This window comes from Nocardia sp. IFM 10818 (assembly GCF_054655275.1).
In genome coordinates this window covers 1,324,793-1,340,779 of record NZ_BAAHJH010000001.1, presented here as the reverse complement: position 1 = coordinate 1,340,779, position 15,987 = coordinate 1,324,793, and the positions used below count along the sequence as shown (strand labels likewise).

11 protein-coding genes are annotated in these 15,987 nt (G+C 69.7%); 3 read left to right on the top strand and 8 right to left on the bottom strand.

Annotated elements, in window-relative coordinates; all coding sequences use genetic code 11:
- Nucleotides 1-32 precede the first annotated feature (32 nt).
- Nucleotides 33-3,428, bottom strand: coding sequence for an error-prone DNA polymerase (locus ACYQ5L_RS05795; protein ID WP_459956046.1), 3,396 nt, complete (start codon nt 3,426-3,428; stop codon nt 33-35).
- 207 nt (nt 3,429-3,635) lie between these two features.
- Here ACYQ5L_RS05795 and ACYQ5L_RS05790 point away from each other — a divergent pair, with 207 nt between their 5' ends.
- Nucleotides 3,636-4,712: an SDR family NAD(P)-dependent oxidoreductase gene (locus ACYQ5L_RS05790; RefSeq protein ID WP_459956045.1), complete on the top strand. Its 1,077-nt coding sequence runs from the start codon at nt 3,636-3,638 to the stop codon at nt 4,710-4,712.
- 346 nt (nt 4,713-5,058) lie between these two features.
- On the opposite strand, the gene ACYQ5L_RS05785 is transcribed toward ACYQ5L_RS05790, so the two are convergent.
- The 5 genes from ACYQ5L_RS05785 to ACYQ5L_RS05765 form a co-directional block, all read right to left on the bottom strand.
- The gene (locus ACYQ5L_RS05785; protein WP_459956044.1) at nt 5,059-6,036 is read right to left on the bottom strand and encodes a sucrase ferredoxin; all 978 of its coding nucleotides are present in this window, start codon (nt 6,034-6,036) and stop codon (nt 5,059-5,061) included.
- On the bottom strand, nt 6,033-6,593 hold the full coding sequence (locus ACYQ5L_RS05780; protein ID WP_459956043.1) for a YdeI/OmpD-associated family protein: 561 nt from the start codon (nt 6,591-6,593) through the stop codon (nt 6,033-6,035). The genes ACYQ5L_RS05785 and ACYQ5L_RS05780 overlap by 4 nt, the downstream gene beginning before the upstream one ends.
- A gap of 23 nt (nt 6,594-6,616) precedes the next feature.
- Entirely contained in the window at nt 6,617-7,381 is a 765-nt protein-coding gene (locus tag ACYQ5L_RS05775) for an alpha/beta fold hydrolase (RefSeq protein WP_459956041.1), read from the bottom strand.
- 100 nt (nt 7,382-7,481) lie between these two features.
- The gene (locus ACYQ5L_RS05770; RefSeq protein ID WP_459956039.1) at nt 7,482-9,107 is read right to left on the bottom strand and encodes a DNA polymerase Y family protein; all 1,626 of its coding nucleotides are present in this window, start codon (nt 9,105-9,107) and stop codon (nt 7,482-7,484) included.
- A 439-nt stretch (nt 9,108-9,546) separates the two neighbouring features.
- Entirely contained in the window at nt 9,547-10,284 is a 738-nt protein-coding gene (locus ACYQ5L_RS05765) for a hypothetical protein (RefSeq protein WP_459956037.1), read from the bottom strand.
- A 158-nt stretch (nt 10,285-10,442) separates the two neighbouring features.
- On the opposite strand from ACYQ5L_RS05765, the gene ACYQ5L_RS05760 reads away from it, so the two are divergent.
- On the top strand, nt 10,443-11,597 hold the full coding sequence (locus ACYQ5L_RS05760; protein ID WP_459956035.1) for a serine/threonine-protein kinase: 1,155 nt from the start codon (nt 10,443-10,445) through the stop codon (nt 11,595-11,597).
- Nucleotides 11,598-11,663: 66 nt separating this feature from the next.
- On the opposite strand, the gene ACYQ5L_RS05755 is transcribed toward ACYQ5L_RS05760, so the two are convergent.
- Both ACYQ5L_RS05755 and ACYQ5L_RS05750 read right to left on the bottom strand, forming a co-directional pair.
- The gene (locus ACYQ5L_RS05755) at nt 11,664-12,305 is read right to left on the bottom strand and encodes a response regulator (RefSeq protein WP_379201230.1); all 642 of its coding nucleotides are present in this window, start codon (nt 12,303-12,305) and stop codon (nt 11,664-11,666) included.
- A 101-nt stretch (nt 12,306-12,406) separates the two neighbouring features.
- Entirely contained in the window at nt 12,407-13,714 is a 1,308-nt protein-coding gene (locus tag ACYQ5L_RS05750) for an ATP-binding protein (RefSeq protein ID WP_459963328.1), read from the bottom strand.
- Nucleotides 13,715-13,894: 180 nt separating this feature from the next.
- On the opposite strand from ACYQ5L_RS05750, the gene ACYQ5L_RS05745 reads away from it, so the two are divergent.
- A complete protein-coding gene (locus tag ACYQ5L_RS05745) occupies nt 13,895-15,967 on the top strand; it encodes a CocE/NonD family hydrolase (RefSeq protein WP_459956033.1) in 2,073 nt (690 codons plus the stop codon).
- Nucleotides 15,968-15,987 lie beyond the last annotated feature (20 nt).

Here is a 15,987-nt window from a genome sequence, read left to right as displayed (position 1 = left end):
CGGCCGATCCCGGTGGATCGGCCGTTCGTTCGTCAACGGAAGTCGCGGGAACGACCCTCGATGCGTAAATCCATGCGCTGCAGGTGATCCGCGACAATGGTGACCGCGCCCTCGGCGTTCTGGACGCGGCCGCGAACCAGCAGGGCGGGCGCGGATTGGGCCAGGCGGCGGTAGCGCGCCCACAGGCCGATCGAGCAGACCACGTTCACCATGCCGGTCTCGTCCTCGAGATTGAGGAAGGTGACCCCGCCGGCGGTGGCGGGGCGCTGCCGGTGGGTGACCGCGCCGCCGACCAGAACCCTGGTGCCATCGCGAATATCGAGTAGATGCGCGGCGGGGACCACGCCGAGGGCGTCGAGACGGTCGCGGAGGAATTCGGTCGGGTAGCTGGTGGGCGAGACGCCGGTGGCCCAGACGTCGGCGGCGGCCAGTTCCAGTTCGCTCATGCCGGGCAGGGCGGGGGCGTCGGTGGCCGCGCCGGTGCCCGGAATGCGATCGGGGCGTTCACCCGCCGCCGCACCGGCCGCCCACAGGGCCTGGCGGCGGGTGATGCCGAGACTGCCGAGCGCACCCGCGGTGGCCAGCGATTCCGCTTGTGGGACGGTCAATTCCACGCGGCCGGTGAGGTCCAGGAACGACCGGTAGGGGCCGGCTGCGCGGGCGGTGACGATCTGCTCGGCCAGCTCGGCGCCGATGGAGCGGACCGCGGCCAGGCCGAGCCGAACCTCCATCCCCCGCTGCTCCAGGGTCGCCTCGGCCAGGCTGTGATTGATATCCGGGCCGTGCACCGCCACCCCGTGCCGCCGCGCATCGGCCACCAGCGACTGGGGAGAGTAGAAGCCCATCGGCTGGGCGCGCAGCAGGCCCGCGCAGAACGCCGCCGGATGGTGCAGTTTGAACCACGAGGAGTAGAACACCAGCGAGGCGAAGCTCTGCGAATGGCTTTCCGGGAAGCCGAAATTCGCGAAGGCGTACACCTTCTCGTAGATGCGGTCGGCGATCTCGCCGGTTATGCCGTGCAGATCCCGCATGCCCTGGTAGAAGCGGGCGCGCAGGCGTTCCATCTTCTCCGTGGAGCGTTTGGAGCCCATGGCCCGGCGCAACTGGTCGGCCTCGGCGGGGGTGAATCCGGCGACGTCGATGGCCATTTGCATGAGCTGCTCCTGGAACAGCGGAATGCCCAGGGTGCGCGCCAGGGCGTTCGCCAGCGCCGGATGATCGGGGACGGCTTTCTCCTGCCCGTTGCGGCGGCGGATATAGGGATGCACGGATCCGCCCTGGATGGGACCCGGGCGAATCAGCGCGACCTCGACCACCAGATCGTAGAAATTGCGCGGCTTCAGGCGCGGCAGCGTCGCCATCTGCGCGCGCGACTCCACCTGGAAGACGCCCACCGAGTCCGCGCGGCACAGCATGTCGTAGACGGCGGCCTCGGCGAGATCCAGCTTGTGCAGTTCGACGATCTCGCCCTTGTGCTCGCGCACCAGATCGATCATGTAGTGCAGCGCCGACAGCATGCCCAGGCCGAGCAGATCGAACTTCACCAAACCCGCTGCGGCGCAATCATCCTTGTCCCATTGCAGCACGCTGCGGTTCGCCATGCGCGCCCACTCGGTGGGGCACACGTCGGCAATGGGCCGATCGCAGATCACCATACCGCCGGAGTGAATGCCCAAATGCCGTGGCAGGCCCTCCAATTCACCCGCCAGGCCGAGCACGTCGCGCGGAATATCGGTGTGCTCCTCCTTCGACACCCCGGTCCAGCGGCTCACCTGTTTGCTCCAGGCGTCCTGCTGTCCCGGCGAGAACCCCAGGGCCTTGGCCGCATCCCGGACCGCCGAGCGCCCGCGATAGGTGATCACATTGGCCACCTGCGCCGCGTACTCCCGCCCGTACTTGGCGTAGACGTGCTGAATCGCCTCCTCCCGCCGATCCGATTCGATATCCACATCGATATCGGGCGGCCCGTCCCGCTCCGGCGACAGGAACCGCTCGAACAACAGGTTGTTCCGCACCGGATCCACATTGGTGATCCCGATGGCGTAGCAGACGGCGGAGTTGGCGGCCGAGCCCCTGCCCTGACACAGGATGTCGTTGTCCCGGCAGAAGCTGACGATGTCGTGCACCACCAGGAAATAACCCGGGAACCCGAGCTGCTCGATCACCTTCAGCTCGTGCTCGAGCTGCTGGTATGCCTGCGCGTTCCCCGCTCGCGGACCGTAGCGCCGCGCCGCGCCCTCGAAGGTGAGCTCCCGCAGCCACGAATTCTCGTCATGCCCCGCCGGCACGTCGAACGGCGGCAGCTGCGGCGCGATCAAGCGCAGATCGAATGCGCATTCCCGCGCCAGCGCAACGGCATTCGCCACCGCACCCGGGCATTGCGCGAACAGCCGCGCCATCTCCGCCCCCGACCGCAGATGCGCGCCGCCCGTGGGCGCGAGCCAGCCCGCCATCTCGTCCAGGCTGGACCTGGCCCGGATGGCCGCCAGCGCCATGGCTCGCCGCCGCTGCGGCGGCGCGGCGAAATGCGCTCCGGTAGTGGCGAGTACCGGTAGCCCGACCCGATCGGCCAGGGCGACCAGCCGTGCGTTCCGCTCATCGTCCTCGGGCACCCCGTGATGGGTGAGCTCCACGCTCACATGCTCGCGCCCGAACCGCTCCACCAGCTCCCGCAGGGCCGCCTCGGCCGCGGCGTCGCCCTGCGTGAGCGCTTGCCGCACATGCCCTTTCCGGCATCCGGTGAGCACATGCCAGTGCCCGCCCGCCGCCGCGGTCAGCCGATCCAGGTCGTAGCGCAGAATCCCCTTCTCCCCCGCCGCCATATGCGCCGCGGCCATCTCCCGCGACAACCGCCGGTACCCTTCCTGCCCGCGCGCGAGGATCAGCAGATGCGGCCCCACCGGATCGGGCGCACCGGTGCGCGGCGCGGAATCGGCCACCTCCGAACCGAATTCGCCCACCGGCTCCGGCATCGCACGATCCGGAACCGCCTTCCCGCGCGGCCGCCGCCCGCGCGGAACGAGGTGCGCCTTGGGCCGGGCGGCGGTGCCGAGCGAGAGCTCCGCCCCGAAAACGGTCGGCATCCCCCACTCCCGGGCCGCCTCCGCGAACCGCACCACCCCGTAGAACCCGTCGTGATCGGTGAGGGCGAGCGCCTCCAATCCGAGCCGCACCGCCTCCTCGACCAGTTCCTCGGGCTGGCTCGCCCCATCGAGGAAGCTGTACGCGGAGTGCGTGTGCAGTTCCGCATACGGCACCACCGGCCCCTCCGGCCGGGCGAGCGCCCCCGCCTCGTACTTCCCCCGCTTCCGCGACCAGGCCGGACTGTCCCCGCCGTCGCCGTCGGGCAGCGTGCGGGCCGGATCCGCCCGGCCGGAGAGCACGCGCTCCATCTCCGACCAGGACGGCGGTCCGTTGTGCCAGCCCACGGCACCCTCCTCCAGCAGCGACGATCTTCAGGCATCGAACATACATTCGATACCGACCGGTCTCTACAGAGGGTCGCCCGGCGCGTCGCGATTACCGAGGAACGCGCGCAAAGGAGGGTTGCCGGGATCAGTGACCGACCCGGCCTGGCAGCAGAACTTACTTTCAAGTAAGTTCTAGGCAAATCGATTGTCTGCAAGGGAGCAGCGATGACCGATAACTCCGCTATCGACGGTTACCTGAGCCGTCGGCGCGCCCGCCGCGATCTGACCGGCAAGCATGTGGTCATTACCGGCGCCTCGTCCGGCATCGGCCGCTCGGCCGCCATGGCCGTCGCCGAGAAGGGCGCCGTGGTCTTCCTCCTGGCGCGCCGCGGCGACGAACTGGCCGCGGTGGTCGACGAGATCAAGGCCCGGGGCGGAAACGCGCACGGCTACCAGTGCGACGTCACCGACGCCGACTCCGTCGAACAGGCCGTCACCCTCATCCTCGCCGAGCACGGCCACGTGGACATGCTGGTCAACAATGCCGGCCGCTCCATCCGCCGCGCCGTGCACCGCTCCACCGACCGCATGCACGACTTCGAACGCACCATGGCCGTCAACTACTTCGGCGCGGTCCGCATGACACTGGCCCTCCTCCCCCAGATGCGCGCCCGCAAATCCGGCCACATCGTGAACATTTCGAGCGCCGGCGTCCAGGTGGCCACCCCCCGCTTCGCCGCCTACCTCGCCAGCAAGGCCGCCCTCGACAAGTTCGCCGAAGTCACCGCCGCCGAAATGCTCGCCGACAACATCACTTTCACCACCATCCACATGCCCCTGGTCCGCACCCCCATGATCACCCCCAGCGGCGACCAGGGCACCCCCACCCAATCCCCCGAATGGGCAGCCGCCCTCATCGTCCGCGCCCTCAGCGAACGCCCCCGCCGCATCGACGTCCCACTCGGCACCCTCGCCGAATACGGCAACCTGGTAGCCCCCGGCATCAAAGAGCGCGTCCTGCACCGCTACTACCGCGCCATCCCCGACTCCCCCGCCGCCAAAGGAGAGACAGTCTCCGAACCAGACACCACCGACGTCGATATCGTCGTGCCCCAACGCCGCCGCCGCTCAGTCCCACCCGCCATCCCGTCACCGGCACCGCCCTCCGCCGCGCCGCCCGATTGGTCCCCGGCACACACTGGTGAGATAGCCCAACTCTCGGGAGCTCTCGGGGGTTCCACCCCTGAAACCCCCGAGAGGGTATGGCTCCGCCCCACAGCAGGGCTCTCACGGCACGCGTAGGAGGACTCCGCACACCGCAGCGCTCTCTGCGCCGTACGCCGCGGGGCCGGACCGGCAACCCCGCCCCCCAAATGATCCGGCCCCGCACCCTCGGGCGCAGGGTGGGGGCGGCGCACTCTCCCAACGATCCGGCCCCGCACCCTCGGGCGGGGGGTGGGCGGCCCACTCTCCCAGGCAATCCGGCCCCGCACTCTCAGGCACGGGGGCGACCCGACATCCCACTCCCCCAGGCAATCCGGCCCCGCACTCTCAGGCACGGGGGCGACCCGACATCCCACTCCCCCAGGCAATCCGGCCCCGCACCTACAGGTGCGGGGCCGGTCCCTTCCGTGCGGGCGACGGATGTTCAGGCGAGTGGGCTGATGGTGTCGGCCACCAGGGCGGCGGCGGGTTTGGGGGATACGCCGCAGCTCGCTTGGCGGGGGGCGTAGGTGAGGGTTCGGGTGGTGACCAGCCAGCGGCGGCCGTCGCGGTGGGTTACCAGGGCCGCGCCTGCGAAGGTGGACGGGTCGGCGGGCGGCGGGGTCTCCGGGGCGGGCTCGACGGTGAGGGCGTCGACGGATGTGTCGGGCTCACCGGAGATGCGTTCGCGGACGGCGATTTCGGCTACCTGTTCGACCGGGGTGTAGTAGCTGCGGCCGCGGAAGCCGGTGAGAGCGACCTCGCCGCGGGAGGCGGTTTCGACCACGGTGGAGGCCGAATCGGGGGTCAGGCGGCCGTAGGTGAGACCGGTGGGGAGCAGGACCAGGGCGGGGGCGAAGCGGTGGCCGCCGGTGTGGGAGCACTCCCAGACCCGGCCGGGGTGGAAGTGGGCGAGGTGGGCGGCGATGGGGCGGCCGAGGAGGGCGCAGCACTGGTCGCGTTTGCCGTGGGCGCAGACCAGGACGAGGGGATCCGTTACGGGGGCGCCGATTCCGGGGGCGGGGCCGTCGAAGAGGTTGGGGTCCAGGTCCAGGAGTTGCTTCAGGTCGGTGATCTCGAAGCGCTCGCACCAGGCGGCCCCGGGGCGGGTGCTGGCGATGAGAATCGTTCGGACGCCGGTGAATTCATGTCGGCCAGGACGGCGGATCAGAGTGGGGCGGGCGTGGGACGCCGTGGTGCGGGCGGCCAGTTCGGCGGTGATCTCGGGGCCGAGGACCTCATCGGCGATGACATCGCGGCCCCAGGCGCCGGGTTGTTCGATACACAGCCAGCTGGTGACGTGGGTGGCGCTGCCGGCGAGCGGAATCTCCTGGGCGGCAGCCGAACACAGTAGACCTTCGAAATCACGCCCACCCGTCGCCCGGCCGCCGCCCCCCACGGAATCGCTGCGCGATGCGGTCATAATGGCTGACCGTCGATCAGCTTGCGGATCAATTGATCCAGGCGGCGGGCCCTGGTCTCCGGGCGCACGGCGCTGCCCAGGTGATAGCCGACCACGACACGCGATTGGGCGGGCAGGGTTTCGAAGAAGGCGGCGGCCTCCGGATTGGCGGCCAGGGCATCGAGGAAATCCTGCGGCAGATCACGGCCGTAAGCGCTGTCCCAGCGGCCGTCCGCCTTGGCGCGATCGATCTCGGCTCGACCGGCGGCATGCATGAGGCCCTGCGCGATCAACTCCTCGGCGATCCCCACATTGCGCTGCGACCACGGGCTGCGCTGCCGGCGCGGCGTGAACCCCTGCAGATAGAACTCGTCGTCCACCCGCCGCGACTGCCCGTCGATCCAGCCGAAACACAAGGCCTGTCGTAGCGCGCCGTCGTAGTCGAGGGACACATGCCCCGACCCCTTCTTGGCGAATTTCACCCAGATGCCATCCACCGCGGCGTGATTGGCCGCCAACCACTCCCGAAAAGACTGCTCATCGGCGAAGAACAGCGTGGGACGCTCGAGTCCGGACACGGCTTCACTCTAGATTCCGGCGCTCAGTGGCCGAGAAACGGGAGGACGGCGGCCTCGAATTCGCGATGCCGGTCCCGGTGGATGCTGTGGCCGCAGGTGAAGGCGCGGACCGTGCAGTCGGGGACGGCGGCCGACAGCTGCGCCAGCTTGTCGGGATCGACCATGCCGCCCGGACCGCCGCGCAGGAACAGCGTGGGCGCGGTGATCTCGGACAGCCCCTCCCACCACTCCGGATAGGGCTTGCGGAACTGCTCCAGCGCCGTACCTGTCATGGATCGGTCGAAGGCCAGCACCGCGCCGGGATGCCGGACCAGACTCGTGGTGGCATGCCAGAGCTCCGGAATCGTCGGCAGCCGCCGGGTCAGCTTCATCTGCTCGTCACCGGAGCGCAGCGGCAGCGGCTGTTCCTCGATGACCAACCGGCGCACCAGCTCCGGACGCTGCATGGCCACCCACGACACCGCGTAGCCGCCGAGCGAATGCCCGACCAGATCGACCGAATCCAGCCCGAGCCGGTCGCACAGGCTCAGCACATCCGCGCCGAATTCGGAGAAAAGATACGAATCGGTATGCGCGCTGCGGCCGTGCCCGCGCAGATCCGGAATGATCACCCGTCGCCCGCGCTGCACCAACCGATGCGCGAACCGGTCCCAGGTGTGCCCGTCGCCGCCCATGCCGTGCACGAGCATGACGGGGATATCACTCGACACATGACCGACGGCCGCCCCGGTATCCCGATAGGCGATCCGCACGTCGTCGAACGAGACCCGGGCAACCGTCACGATCAACCAGGGTACGGATCGAGCCGGGGCGCCGCCGCAAGTTGTGCCCATCGCCATAACCGCTGTGACCAGGGAGAGCCGTGATGCGGATGAGCCGGTCCAGGCGTCACTCGTACAAGCCCTCCACATGCCAGCTGTGGTCGTAGCCGAGCAGCAGCAGGGCCCGGCGGTCTCTGTCGGTCGAGTTCCGGCGATCGGCGTCGACCAGGACGCGATCGCGGACGGCGGTGTCGATCAGCACTTGCGCGCGGGCGGCGAAGCCGCGTCGGGACCGGTGAGTCCACCAATGGTCGTCCAGCGGCCATGGGCCGGCCCACCCGAGTAGCGGCCAGGAGCGGCGGCCCCAGTGCAGCCGCGCCGGGTCGGCGGTGAACAGGCCACGGTCGGTGACCCACACCGGGGACCCGTCCGCCGACTCCAGCCGCACCTCGGGGCGATTCCGCAGGACCACGGCGGGGGCCGGTTCCGGGAGCCGCCCCGGCCACGGCTGAGCCGGATCGGCCGCGGGCACCGGTTCGTCACCCAGCGGGACCAGGGTGATCCGCTCGGCGGGACCGCGGCCGCCGCTGAGTACGCCCATCCGCACCGCATCCCCGCCGAGCAGACCCTGCACCCGGGCCAGGGCGCGGCGGGCCCGCTCCTCGTCCTCACCGACGCCGCCCCACAGGCCCAGTTGCAGCGCACCGGAGGACACCACTTCGACCGGGTCGAGCCGCAGCAGCGTGATCGGCGCGGTCGGCCCGCCCTGCCGCAACGCACGCCGGGTGAGCCAGCCGTCCAGCTGCCAGCGGATCCGGTCCGCCGTACTGTCCGGGGTCAGCGGTTCGGCGCACCGCCAGATCCGGGAGAGCTGTTCGCCCGCTTCGGTTTCGGCGTGAATGGCCAATCGGGTGCAGGCCACCGCCGCCGCGGACAATTTGACGTGCAGTTCGGCGGCGAGCATGCGCCCGGCGAAGGCGGCGGTATCGACGCGCTCGAGCGGCGGATCGCAGCGCTGCTCCACCGTGAGATCCGCGGCCGGTGGCCGGGAGGCGGGCGGCCGCTCGGGTTCCGCACGGGCACAACGATGTGCCGTGATGGCGTCCTTCCCGAAACGAGAGGACACCTCGGCGGGGGTCAGCGCCGCGAAGTCCCCGATCCGTCGCAATCCCAAGCGGCGCAACAGATCCACCAGCTCGGCGCGCTCCGGTGCGGCTAGCGTCGGCTCCACCGCGAGCTCGGAAACCGTCAGCGGCGCAAGAAATTCCGCGCCCTTACCCGTTGCCACAATGGTGGCGCGCCGGGCGGCGAGCACTGCCGTGGACAGCTCGTCGGCAATCCCGATCTGGCATTCCACCCCGACCGCCGCCACCGCATCGACCAGCCGCTCGGCCGCCGCCTCCTCCGATCCGAAGAACCGCGCCGCCCCGCGCGCCCCCAGCACCAGCAGTCCGGGCCGCAGCACCTCCACCCCCGGCACCGTCGCGTCGACGGCCGCCACCACCGGTTCGAACAACCGCCCGTCCCGATCCGAATCCTCCTGCGCCACCAGCAGATCCGGACAGCACGCCTGCGCCTCCCGCTTCCGCAGCCCGCGCCGGACCCCCTCCGCCCGCGCCACCGCCGAACACGCGACCACCTTGCCGTTGGCGAACACCGCCACCGCCCGCGTCACCGGCGCCCCCGCCTCGGCGGCAGCCGCCGCCGCGGGCCAATCCAGGCACCACACCGCCAGCACCCGCCGCGGCTTCACCCGGACCTCGGCACAACGACATTCCCGCACCCGGCACCCCGGCCACCGACCGCAGCATGGATGATCGAACGCGATTCGAGAACGCAATCCCTTCCCGCGGTACACACTTGACGAGTCCCGTTCGTCATCCCGGCATGCTTTCGGCCGGGATCTCCGACAGCGCGGCGAATTCCGGCCGAAAGCGCGCAGGGATGACAAGGAGGACTTTCGGCCAAGCGCTCAGTGCACGGCACGTCGTCCGCCCGAGTCGGCGGACAGCCGCACTACTCCGGTAGCGGGGCGGCTCGATCGCTCCGGGTACAACCGCCTCGAATCGCACTGCGGGCGCATGCCATTGCGGCGCGCCCGACGAATACCCGCCCGCGACTCGGTGGCCCGCGGCTGGACGGTCGGCAGTTCGGCGAGCGGCGGAGTCGCACCAGCGGCGAGCGCTCGGATATCAGGAGACCGCATGGCGGGCGACCGGTCGCGGCTCAACGGCGGCTTGTTTCGTCTCGACCCATTCGACTCGGCCGTTGCCCGGGCACAGGGCCAGGTGGCCGGTGCGGGGTTGGGCGGAGCGGCTGTGGACTTCGACGTCGAGACTGACGGTGCGGAGGCGGCCGCAGCCGCGGCCGAGGCCGCCGTAGCCGGCGATGCGGGTGTCGATGCGCAGGGCCGGGCCGGACCAGGAGCCGCCGGTGACCAGCAGGGTGGAGTTCTTGCTGCGGGCCTTGGCGGTGAGGATCCGAGTGCGGGTGAGGGGGACGGACGCGCCGTTCAGGTCGAGGACCACCAGGTCCAGGCCGTCGAGCAAAACTGAGGCAACTTCGAGAGCCTCGGAGCCGGGGCTGGCGACCACGGCGAGTCGGTCGAGGCGCGCACCCATTTCCGCAGCTGCCAGCAAGCCCAGGCGCGGGAGGCCGACGACGGCGGCGTGGGCACCGGACGCGGTGACGGTGGCCAGCAAACCGGACAGTAGGGAACTGGCACCGGTGTAGGCGATCACCGAGCCCTTGACCAAACCGCCGTCGGGCAACAGGTTTTCGAGTGCGGCCGGTACGGGCAGCGACTCGCGCTGGAGTTCCGCAGCCGCGGGCACCTGCGCCGACGGCTCCGCACCACGCGCCGGAATCGCGGCCATGCGCCGCCGCAGCTCTGCGATCCGCTGCTGTTTCGCTTCCCCAGCCGAACCCATCTATCGACCACCTCTCTCAACCGACGGGGACCCGAGCACCGATCCAGCTACCTAACATAATCGCACATACGTTCGATTCCTGGATAGTAGAACTCGAGCCCCGGCGCGCGTCAAGAGGCAGTGGCGCAAACCTCGGGCAGCGAACCAGGCCAGTCAGGATGGTTTTCCGCTACCCTGCACCCGTGACCGAACGCGCCCGCCCCATCGTCGGCCCCGATTACCTGGTCGCCGGCCGCTATCGTCTGCAATCGAAGCTCGGTGGCGGCGGCATGGGCGCGGTATGGCTGGCACACGACCGCATGCTCAAGCGCGATGTGGCCATCAAACAGGTGCTTTCCATCGCCGGCCTCGACGAACAAGAGGCCGATGAGGTCCGGCGGCGGATCATGCACGAGGGCCGGGTCGCGGCCAAACTCTCGCACGAGCACGCCATCGCCGTCTACGACGTGGTGCTCGAGGCCGGAGAACCCTGGCTGGTCATGGAGTACCTGCCCTCGCGCAGCGTCGCCAAGGCGCTGTCGCTGGTGGATCTGCTCTCGCCCATCGAGGTCGCGCAGATCGGCGCGCAGGTCGCGGACGCCCTGGCCGCCGCGCATGCCGCCGGCATCGTGCACCGCGATATCAAGCCCGGCAATATCCTGGTCGCCGATCGCGGCGACGAGGTCGGCATGGTGAAGCTCAGCGACTTCGGCATCTCCAGCGCCGCCGGCGAACCCTCCGACGAAATCGGCGACGTCATCACCGGCACCCCGGCCTACCTGCCGCCGGAGGTGGCGCGCGGCGCCCAGCCGACCACCGCCAGCGACGTATTCTCCCTCGGCGCAACGCTGTACACCGCCATCGAGGGCCGCCCGCCCTACGGTTTCGACGACGACAGCAATGTGATCGTGGAACGCGCCGCCATGGCGCAGATCATTCCGCCGGAGCGCACCGGCGTGCTCACCGCCGCCCTGCTGCACATGATGGAACCGGCCCCGCAGCGCCGCCCCACCATGACCGAGGCGCGCAATGAAATCCTCACCGCCGCATTCGGTCCCGGCACCGCGCCCTACATTCTGGGCGCACCGGTGCGCACCGAGGACGGCACCATTCCGGCCTGGGCGGCCCGCAACTCCGCCGCCGGCCTGCGCAGCCCGAACTCCAGCCCGCTGCCCCGCCCGCAGCGTCAGACCGCGGCGGCGCCCGTTGCCCCGCAACCGAAGTCGAAGGGCTTCGACCTGTCCGGACTGGGGCCGAACGCCGGGCCTTTGGCGGTGGCGATCGGGCTGCTCATCGGCCTGCTGATCATCATCGTGATCCTGGTGGCACTGTAGAACTCTTGCCTCCGTGTGCCCGTTGCTGACGCAACGGGCACACGGAGGCAAGAGGGAGTGCGAGTTTCAGTCGATCCGGCGGCGGTGGGCCCAGCGGGTCAGCGCATTGCGATTGGACTGCTGGGTCTTGCGCAGCACGTTGGAGGCGTGAGTCTCCACGGTCTTCACGGAGATGAACAGGGATTCGGCGATCTCGCGGTAGGTGTAGCCGCGAGCCAGCAGCCGCAGCACCTCGAGTTCACGCGGGGTGAGCGAGTCCAGCTCCGGATCCAGCGGCGGCTCGGGAACCGGGGACTTGCCGGTGAAGGAGTCCAGTACGAAACCGGCCAGGCGCGGACTGAATACGGCGTCGCCGCCGGACACCCGGCGAATGCCGTCGGCCAGCTCGGGCCCGGAGATGGTCTTGGTGACATAGCCGCGCGCCCCGGCGCGAATCACCGCGATCACATCCTCGGCGGCGTCGGACACGCTGAGCGCCAAGCACACCGGCCCGGATTCGATGCCCTGCAATACCGCCACGCCGCCGCCGTCGGGCATGTGCACATCCAGCAGCACCACATCCGGCGCGGTCGCCTTGATGCCGGCGATGGCCTCGGCCACCCCGCCCGCCTCGCCGACCACCTCCATATCGGATTCCCGGCTCAACTCGGCCCGCACCCCGGACCGGAACACGGCGTGGTCGTCGACCAGAAACACCCGGACACTCACCTGCGACTCCTCGATTGACGGACCGAATCCACCCTCATCGGTACCACATCCAACACGTCATGCCCCGGACTCGCCTTCACGGCGGCGTATTCGCGATCGGCTCAACTCGGCAGCGCCGATTCCTCGGACGCCGGCTCCTCCGACACCGGTTCCTCGTGCTGCACCACGATCCGGTCCTCCGCGCCGTCCTTGCGCGGCATGGTGATTCGCACCTCGGTGCCGCGGCCCGGGGCGGACTGGATCTCCACGTGCCCGCCGCGGCGTTCGATGCGGCCGCGAATGGATCTGGCCAGGCCCTGCCGATCGCCGTCGACGGCGTCGATATCGAAGCCCTTGCCGCGATCGCGCACGAAGACGCTCACCTGATGCGGTTCGGCCTCGGCGAACAGGTCGATCGACGGCACCTCGGCATGTTTGGCCGCATTCACCAGCGCCTCGCGCGTGGCGCCCAGCAGGGCGGTGAAATGCTCCTTCGGCAGCCCGGTTCCGCTGTCGTCGATATCCATGGACACATCGCCCACGGTCACCGGCGTCACCTTCACCCCGTGCTGATCCTCCACCTCGCCCGCGATGGTCCGCAGCGCCGCCGCCAGGCTCGACTGCGCCGGCCCGGTGTCGTCGAACAGCCACTTGCGTAGCTCGCGTTCCTGACTGCGGGCCAGCCGCACCACTTCCTGCGGATCCTCGGCCTGCCGCTGAATCAACGCCAGCGTCTGCAGCACCGAATCGTGCAGATGCGAGGCGATCTCCTCACGCTCCTCGTTCCGGATCCGCGCCGCCCGTTCATCGTTCAGCGCCCGCACCATGCGCAACCACAGCGGCACGGTGAGCAGCCCGGCGCCGATCAGGGTCACCGCGACGGCCAGCAGCGCCGACCCCAGCGAACTCAGATTGATCCGCGCCAGCACCACCACGCCCAGCCCGACGACGATCAGCGTCGCCCCGCCGACGATCCGCGCCCAGGTGACCACCGAGGCGTGCCCGAAGACCGATCGCGGTCCCTCCGCATCGAATTCGCGCCACACCAGCGCCGCACCGATGGCCACCACGATGATCGGCCCCACCACGTGCGCGGCCGTGCCATTGAACAACCAGGCCGTGGCCACCGCCAGCGACAACCCGAGCAGGGCCAGCCCGAGGGCCTGCCGCCGCTCCGCCGCCGACGCCGGCGCTTTGTCCTCACCGCTGGGCGTGAAGATCCACAGCATGCCGTAGGCGACGATGCCGGCTCCCGCCAAGGCGGACAGCAGCACGAACGCCATCCGCACCTTGAACACGTCGATCCCGAAATGATCGGCGACACCGCCGGCCACCCCGCCCACCACGCGCCCGCCGGAGCGCCGCACCAGCTTCGGTGGCTGCACGGCCACCCCGCGGGCAGGGTCCATGAAGGGCGCAGGCGGATACATGCCTTCGATACTGGCACGCATCCCCGACAGGTGACATCAGGTACATCCCCGATTCGGACCCTGACACAATCCGCCAAAAATAGATGGTGACCCATCACTATCTTGATTGCCGACTGTGGCGCGCATTACTGTCCTACCCGCCGGTAGCCAGCCGGAGCAGGGAACGGGGAACACATCGTCATGACATCAGCAGCACGAACCAGATGGTGGGCGCGGTGCGCGGTGGTGGTCACCGCCGCCGTCTGCGCGCTACAGCTCGCACCGGTCGGGGGCGGCGAACCACCCGAGGGGTTCACCGGCATCGACGGCGGCGCCGCGGCCGCCGCCTGGACGGCCACCGTCGATGGGCCGCAACCGTATTCGGAAATGTTCCCGGATCTCGCCGTGCCCATCACCATGAGCGACGGCACCGTGCTGAAGGCCGACATCATCCATCCGGGCAACGGCGGCAAGCGCACCGACGAGAAGCTGCCGACGGTCCTGCAGATCCAGGGCTACAGCAAGATCGCCCTCAATGTGGCCGCGGCGCTGCTCGAGATCCCCGGCGTCGACACCGTGCTGCTGCCGTGGATCGCCTCGTTCAATGTCCCGGGCTCCGGCCTCGACGGCCTGACCGATCTCACCCGCCAGCTGGATTCCGGTGTGCTGCAAGCCTCCGCGCACAATCTCGATCTGGTGCGGGGCGGCTACCACCTGGTCCAGCTGGACCTGCGCGGCACCGGCACCTCCGAGGGCCTGTGGCAGGTCTTCGGCGAGCGTGAGCGCCAGGACGCCGAGGAGGTCATCGACTGGATCGCCGCGCAGCCCTGGAGCAATGGCGCCGTCGGAGCGATGGGCACCTCGTTCACGGGTATCACCGCCCTGCAGGCGGCCGAACGCGGCCATCCGGCGCTGAAGGCGGTCTTCGCCAATGTGCCCAGTGGTGATCTGATCGACGATATCGTCGCGCCCGGCGGCGGAGTCGGCTTCGGCTTCCTGCCGTTCTGGCTGCTGGCGGTCAATCTGTCCAAGATGACGCCCGATGTGGAGGCGCTGCTGGCGGGCCGCTGGGATACCGCGCAACAGTTGCGGTGGCTGCGGGACCGGCTCGCCGATCCGATGACCATGATGGACGTGGTGCTCAATGCCTACGGCGCCACCACGGTCGATCAGCTCAGCGAGCGCACCCGCGCGATCATCGACCCGGATTCGCCGTTCCGCACCGGTCTGAAGACCGCGGTCGAGAACGTCACCGCGCCCACCTTCATCATCGAGGCGTGGTTCGACATCTTCGGCAGCACGGCCACCGAGACCTACAACAACATCCCGCTGCCGATGGAGCAGAAGAAACTGATCATGGGCGACGGCTACCACGTCGGCGCGGGCGTGGCGGGCTTCGGCCACCCGGGTATGCCGCCGCGGCTGGATGTGCTGCAGCGCGCCTGGTTCGACAAGTGGCTCAAGGGCATCGACAACGGTATCGACAAGTACAGCCCGCTCACCGTCAAACAGCAGGGCGGGCAATGGACTTCGATGCCATCGTTCCCGCGCGCGGATCAGACCCACCAGCGGATGTACTTCAGCGACCGGCATTCCGGCGCCGCCGCTTCGGTCTACGACGGCACGCTGTCGGCACGGCCGTTGCAGGAGGGCGTGCGCGATCTGACCATCGCCCCGAACCTGCTGAGCCTGTGTTCCCGTGACACCGCGCGGATTTGGGCCGGTGTGCCCGCCATCGTGGTGGCCTGCGGTGAGGACAGCCGTATCTGGGAGAACGCCGGGCTCACGTTCACCAGCAATCCGGTGACCGAGGCGACCACCATCTCCGGCCCGATCGCCGTGCACCTCAATACCGTTCACGACACTCGCGACGGGTACTGGGTGGTCACGGTGAACGATGTCGCGCCCGACGGGCAGTCCCGTGAGATCAGCACCGGCCAGCTGGTGGCCTCGCTGCGCGCGGTGGACGAGGCCGGCAGCACCCGTTCGGCCAGTGGCGACTACACCAAACCCGAGCTCTACCTGGATCTCGACCGGCGGCAGCCGACCGAACCGGGCGTGCCGGTCACCCTGGATCTCGCGCTCACACCGATCGACGCGATGCTGCAGCCCGGGCACCGGCTGCGCGTCGATGTCTTCGCCAGCAACTTCCCCCGGGGCCTGCCGCCGACGCCGGTCCTGGTCGACAGTCAGCTCGCTCCGCAGCATCTGCGCCTGGATCCGGACGCGCCCAGCTGGGTGAACATCCCACTGAGCGTTGCCATTCCGGACTAGCGCCGGTCCGGAGCAATGCG

Excerpts from the sequence above, each read along its gene's own strand:
- ACYQ5L_RS05790 (WP_459956045.1), top strand. The coding sequence starts at position 3,636 with ATGACCGATAACTCCGCTATCGACGGTTACCTGAGCCGTCGGCGCGCC.
- ACYQ5L_RS05750 (WP_459963328.1), bottom strand. The coding sequence starts at position 13,714 with ATGTATCCGCCTGCGCCCTTCATGGACCCTGCCCGCGGGGTGGCCGTG.
- ACYQ5L_RS05745 (WP_459956033.1), top strand. The coding sequence starts at position 13,895 with ATGACATCAGCAGCACGAACCAGATGGTGGGCGCGGTGCGCGGTGGTG.
- ACYQ5L_RS05760 (WP_459956035.1), top strand. The coding sequence starts at position 10,443 with ATGGTTTTCCGCTACCCTGCACCCGTGACCGAACGCGCCCGCCCCATC.
- ACYQ5L_RS05765 (WP_459956037.1), bottom strand. The coding sequence starts at position 10,284 with ATGGGTTCGGCTGGGGAAGCGAAACAGCAGCGGATCGCAGAGCTGCGG.
- ACYQ5L_RS05785 (WP_459956044.1), bottom strand. The coding sequence starts at position 6,036 with ATGACCGCATCGCGCAGCGATTCCGTGGGGGGCGGCGGCCGGGCGACG.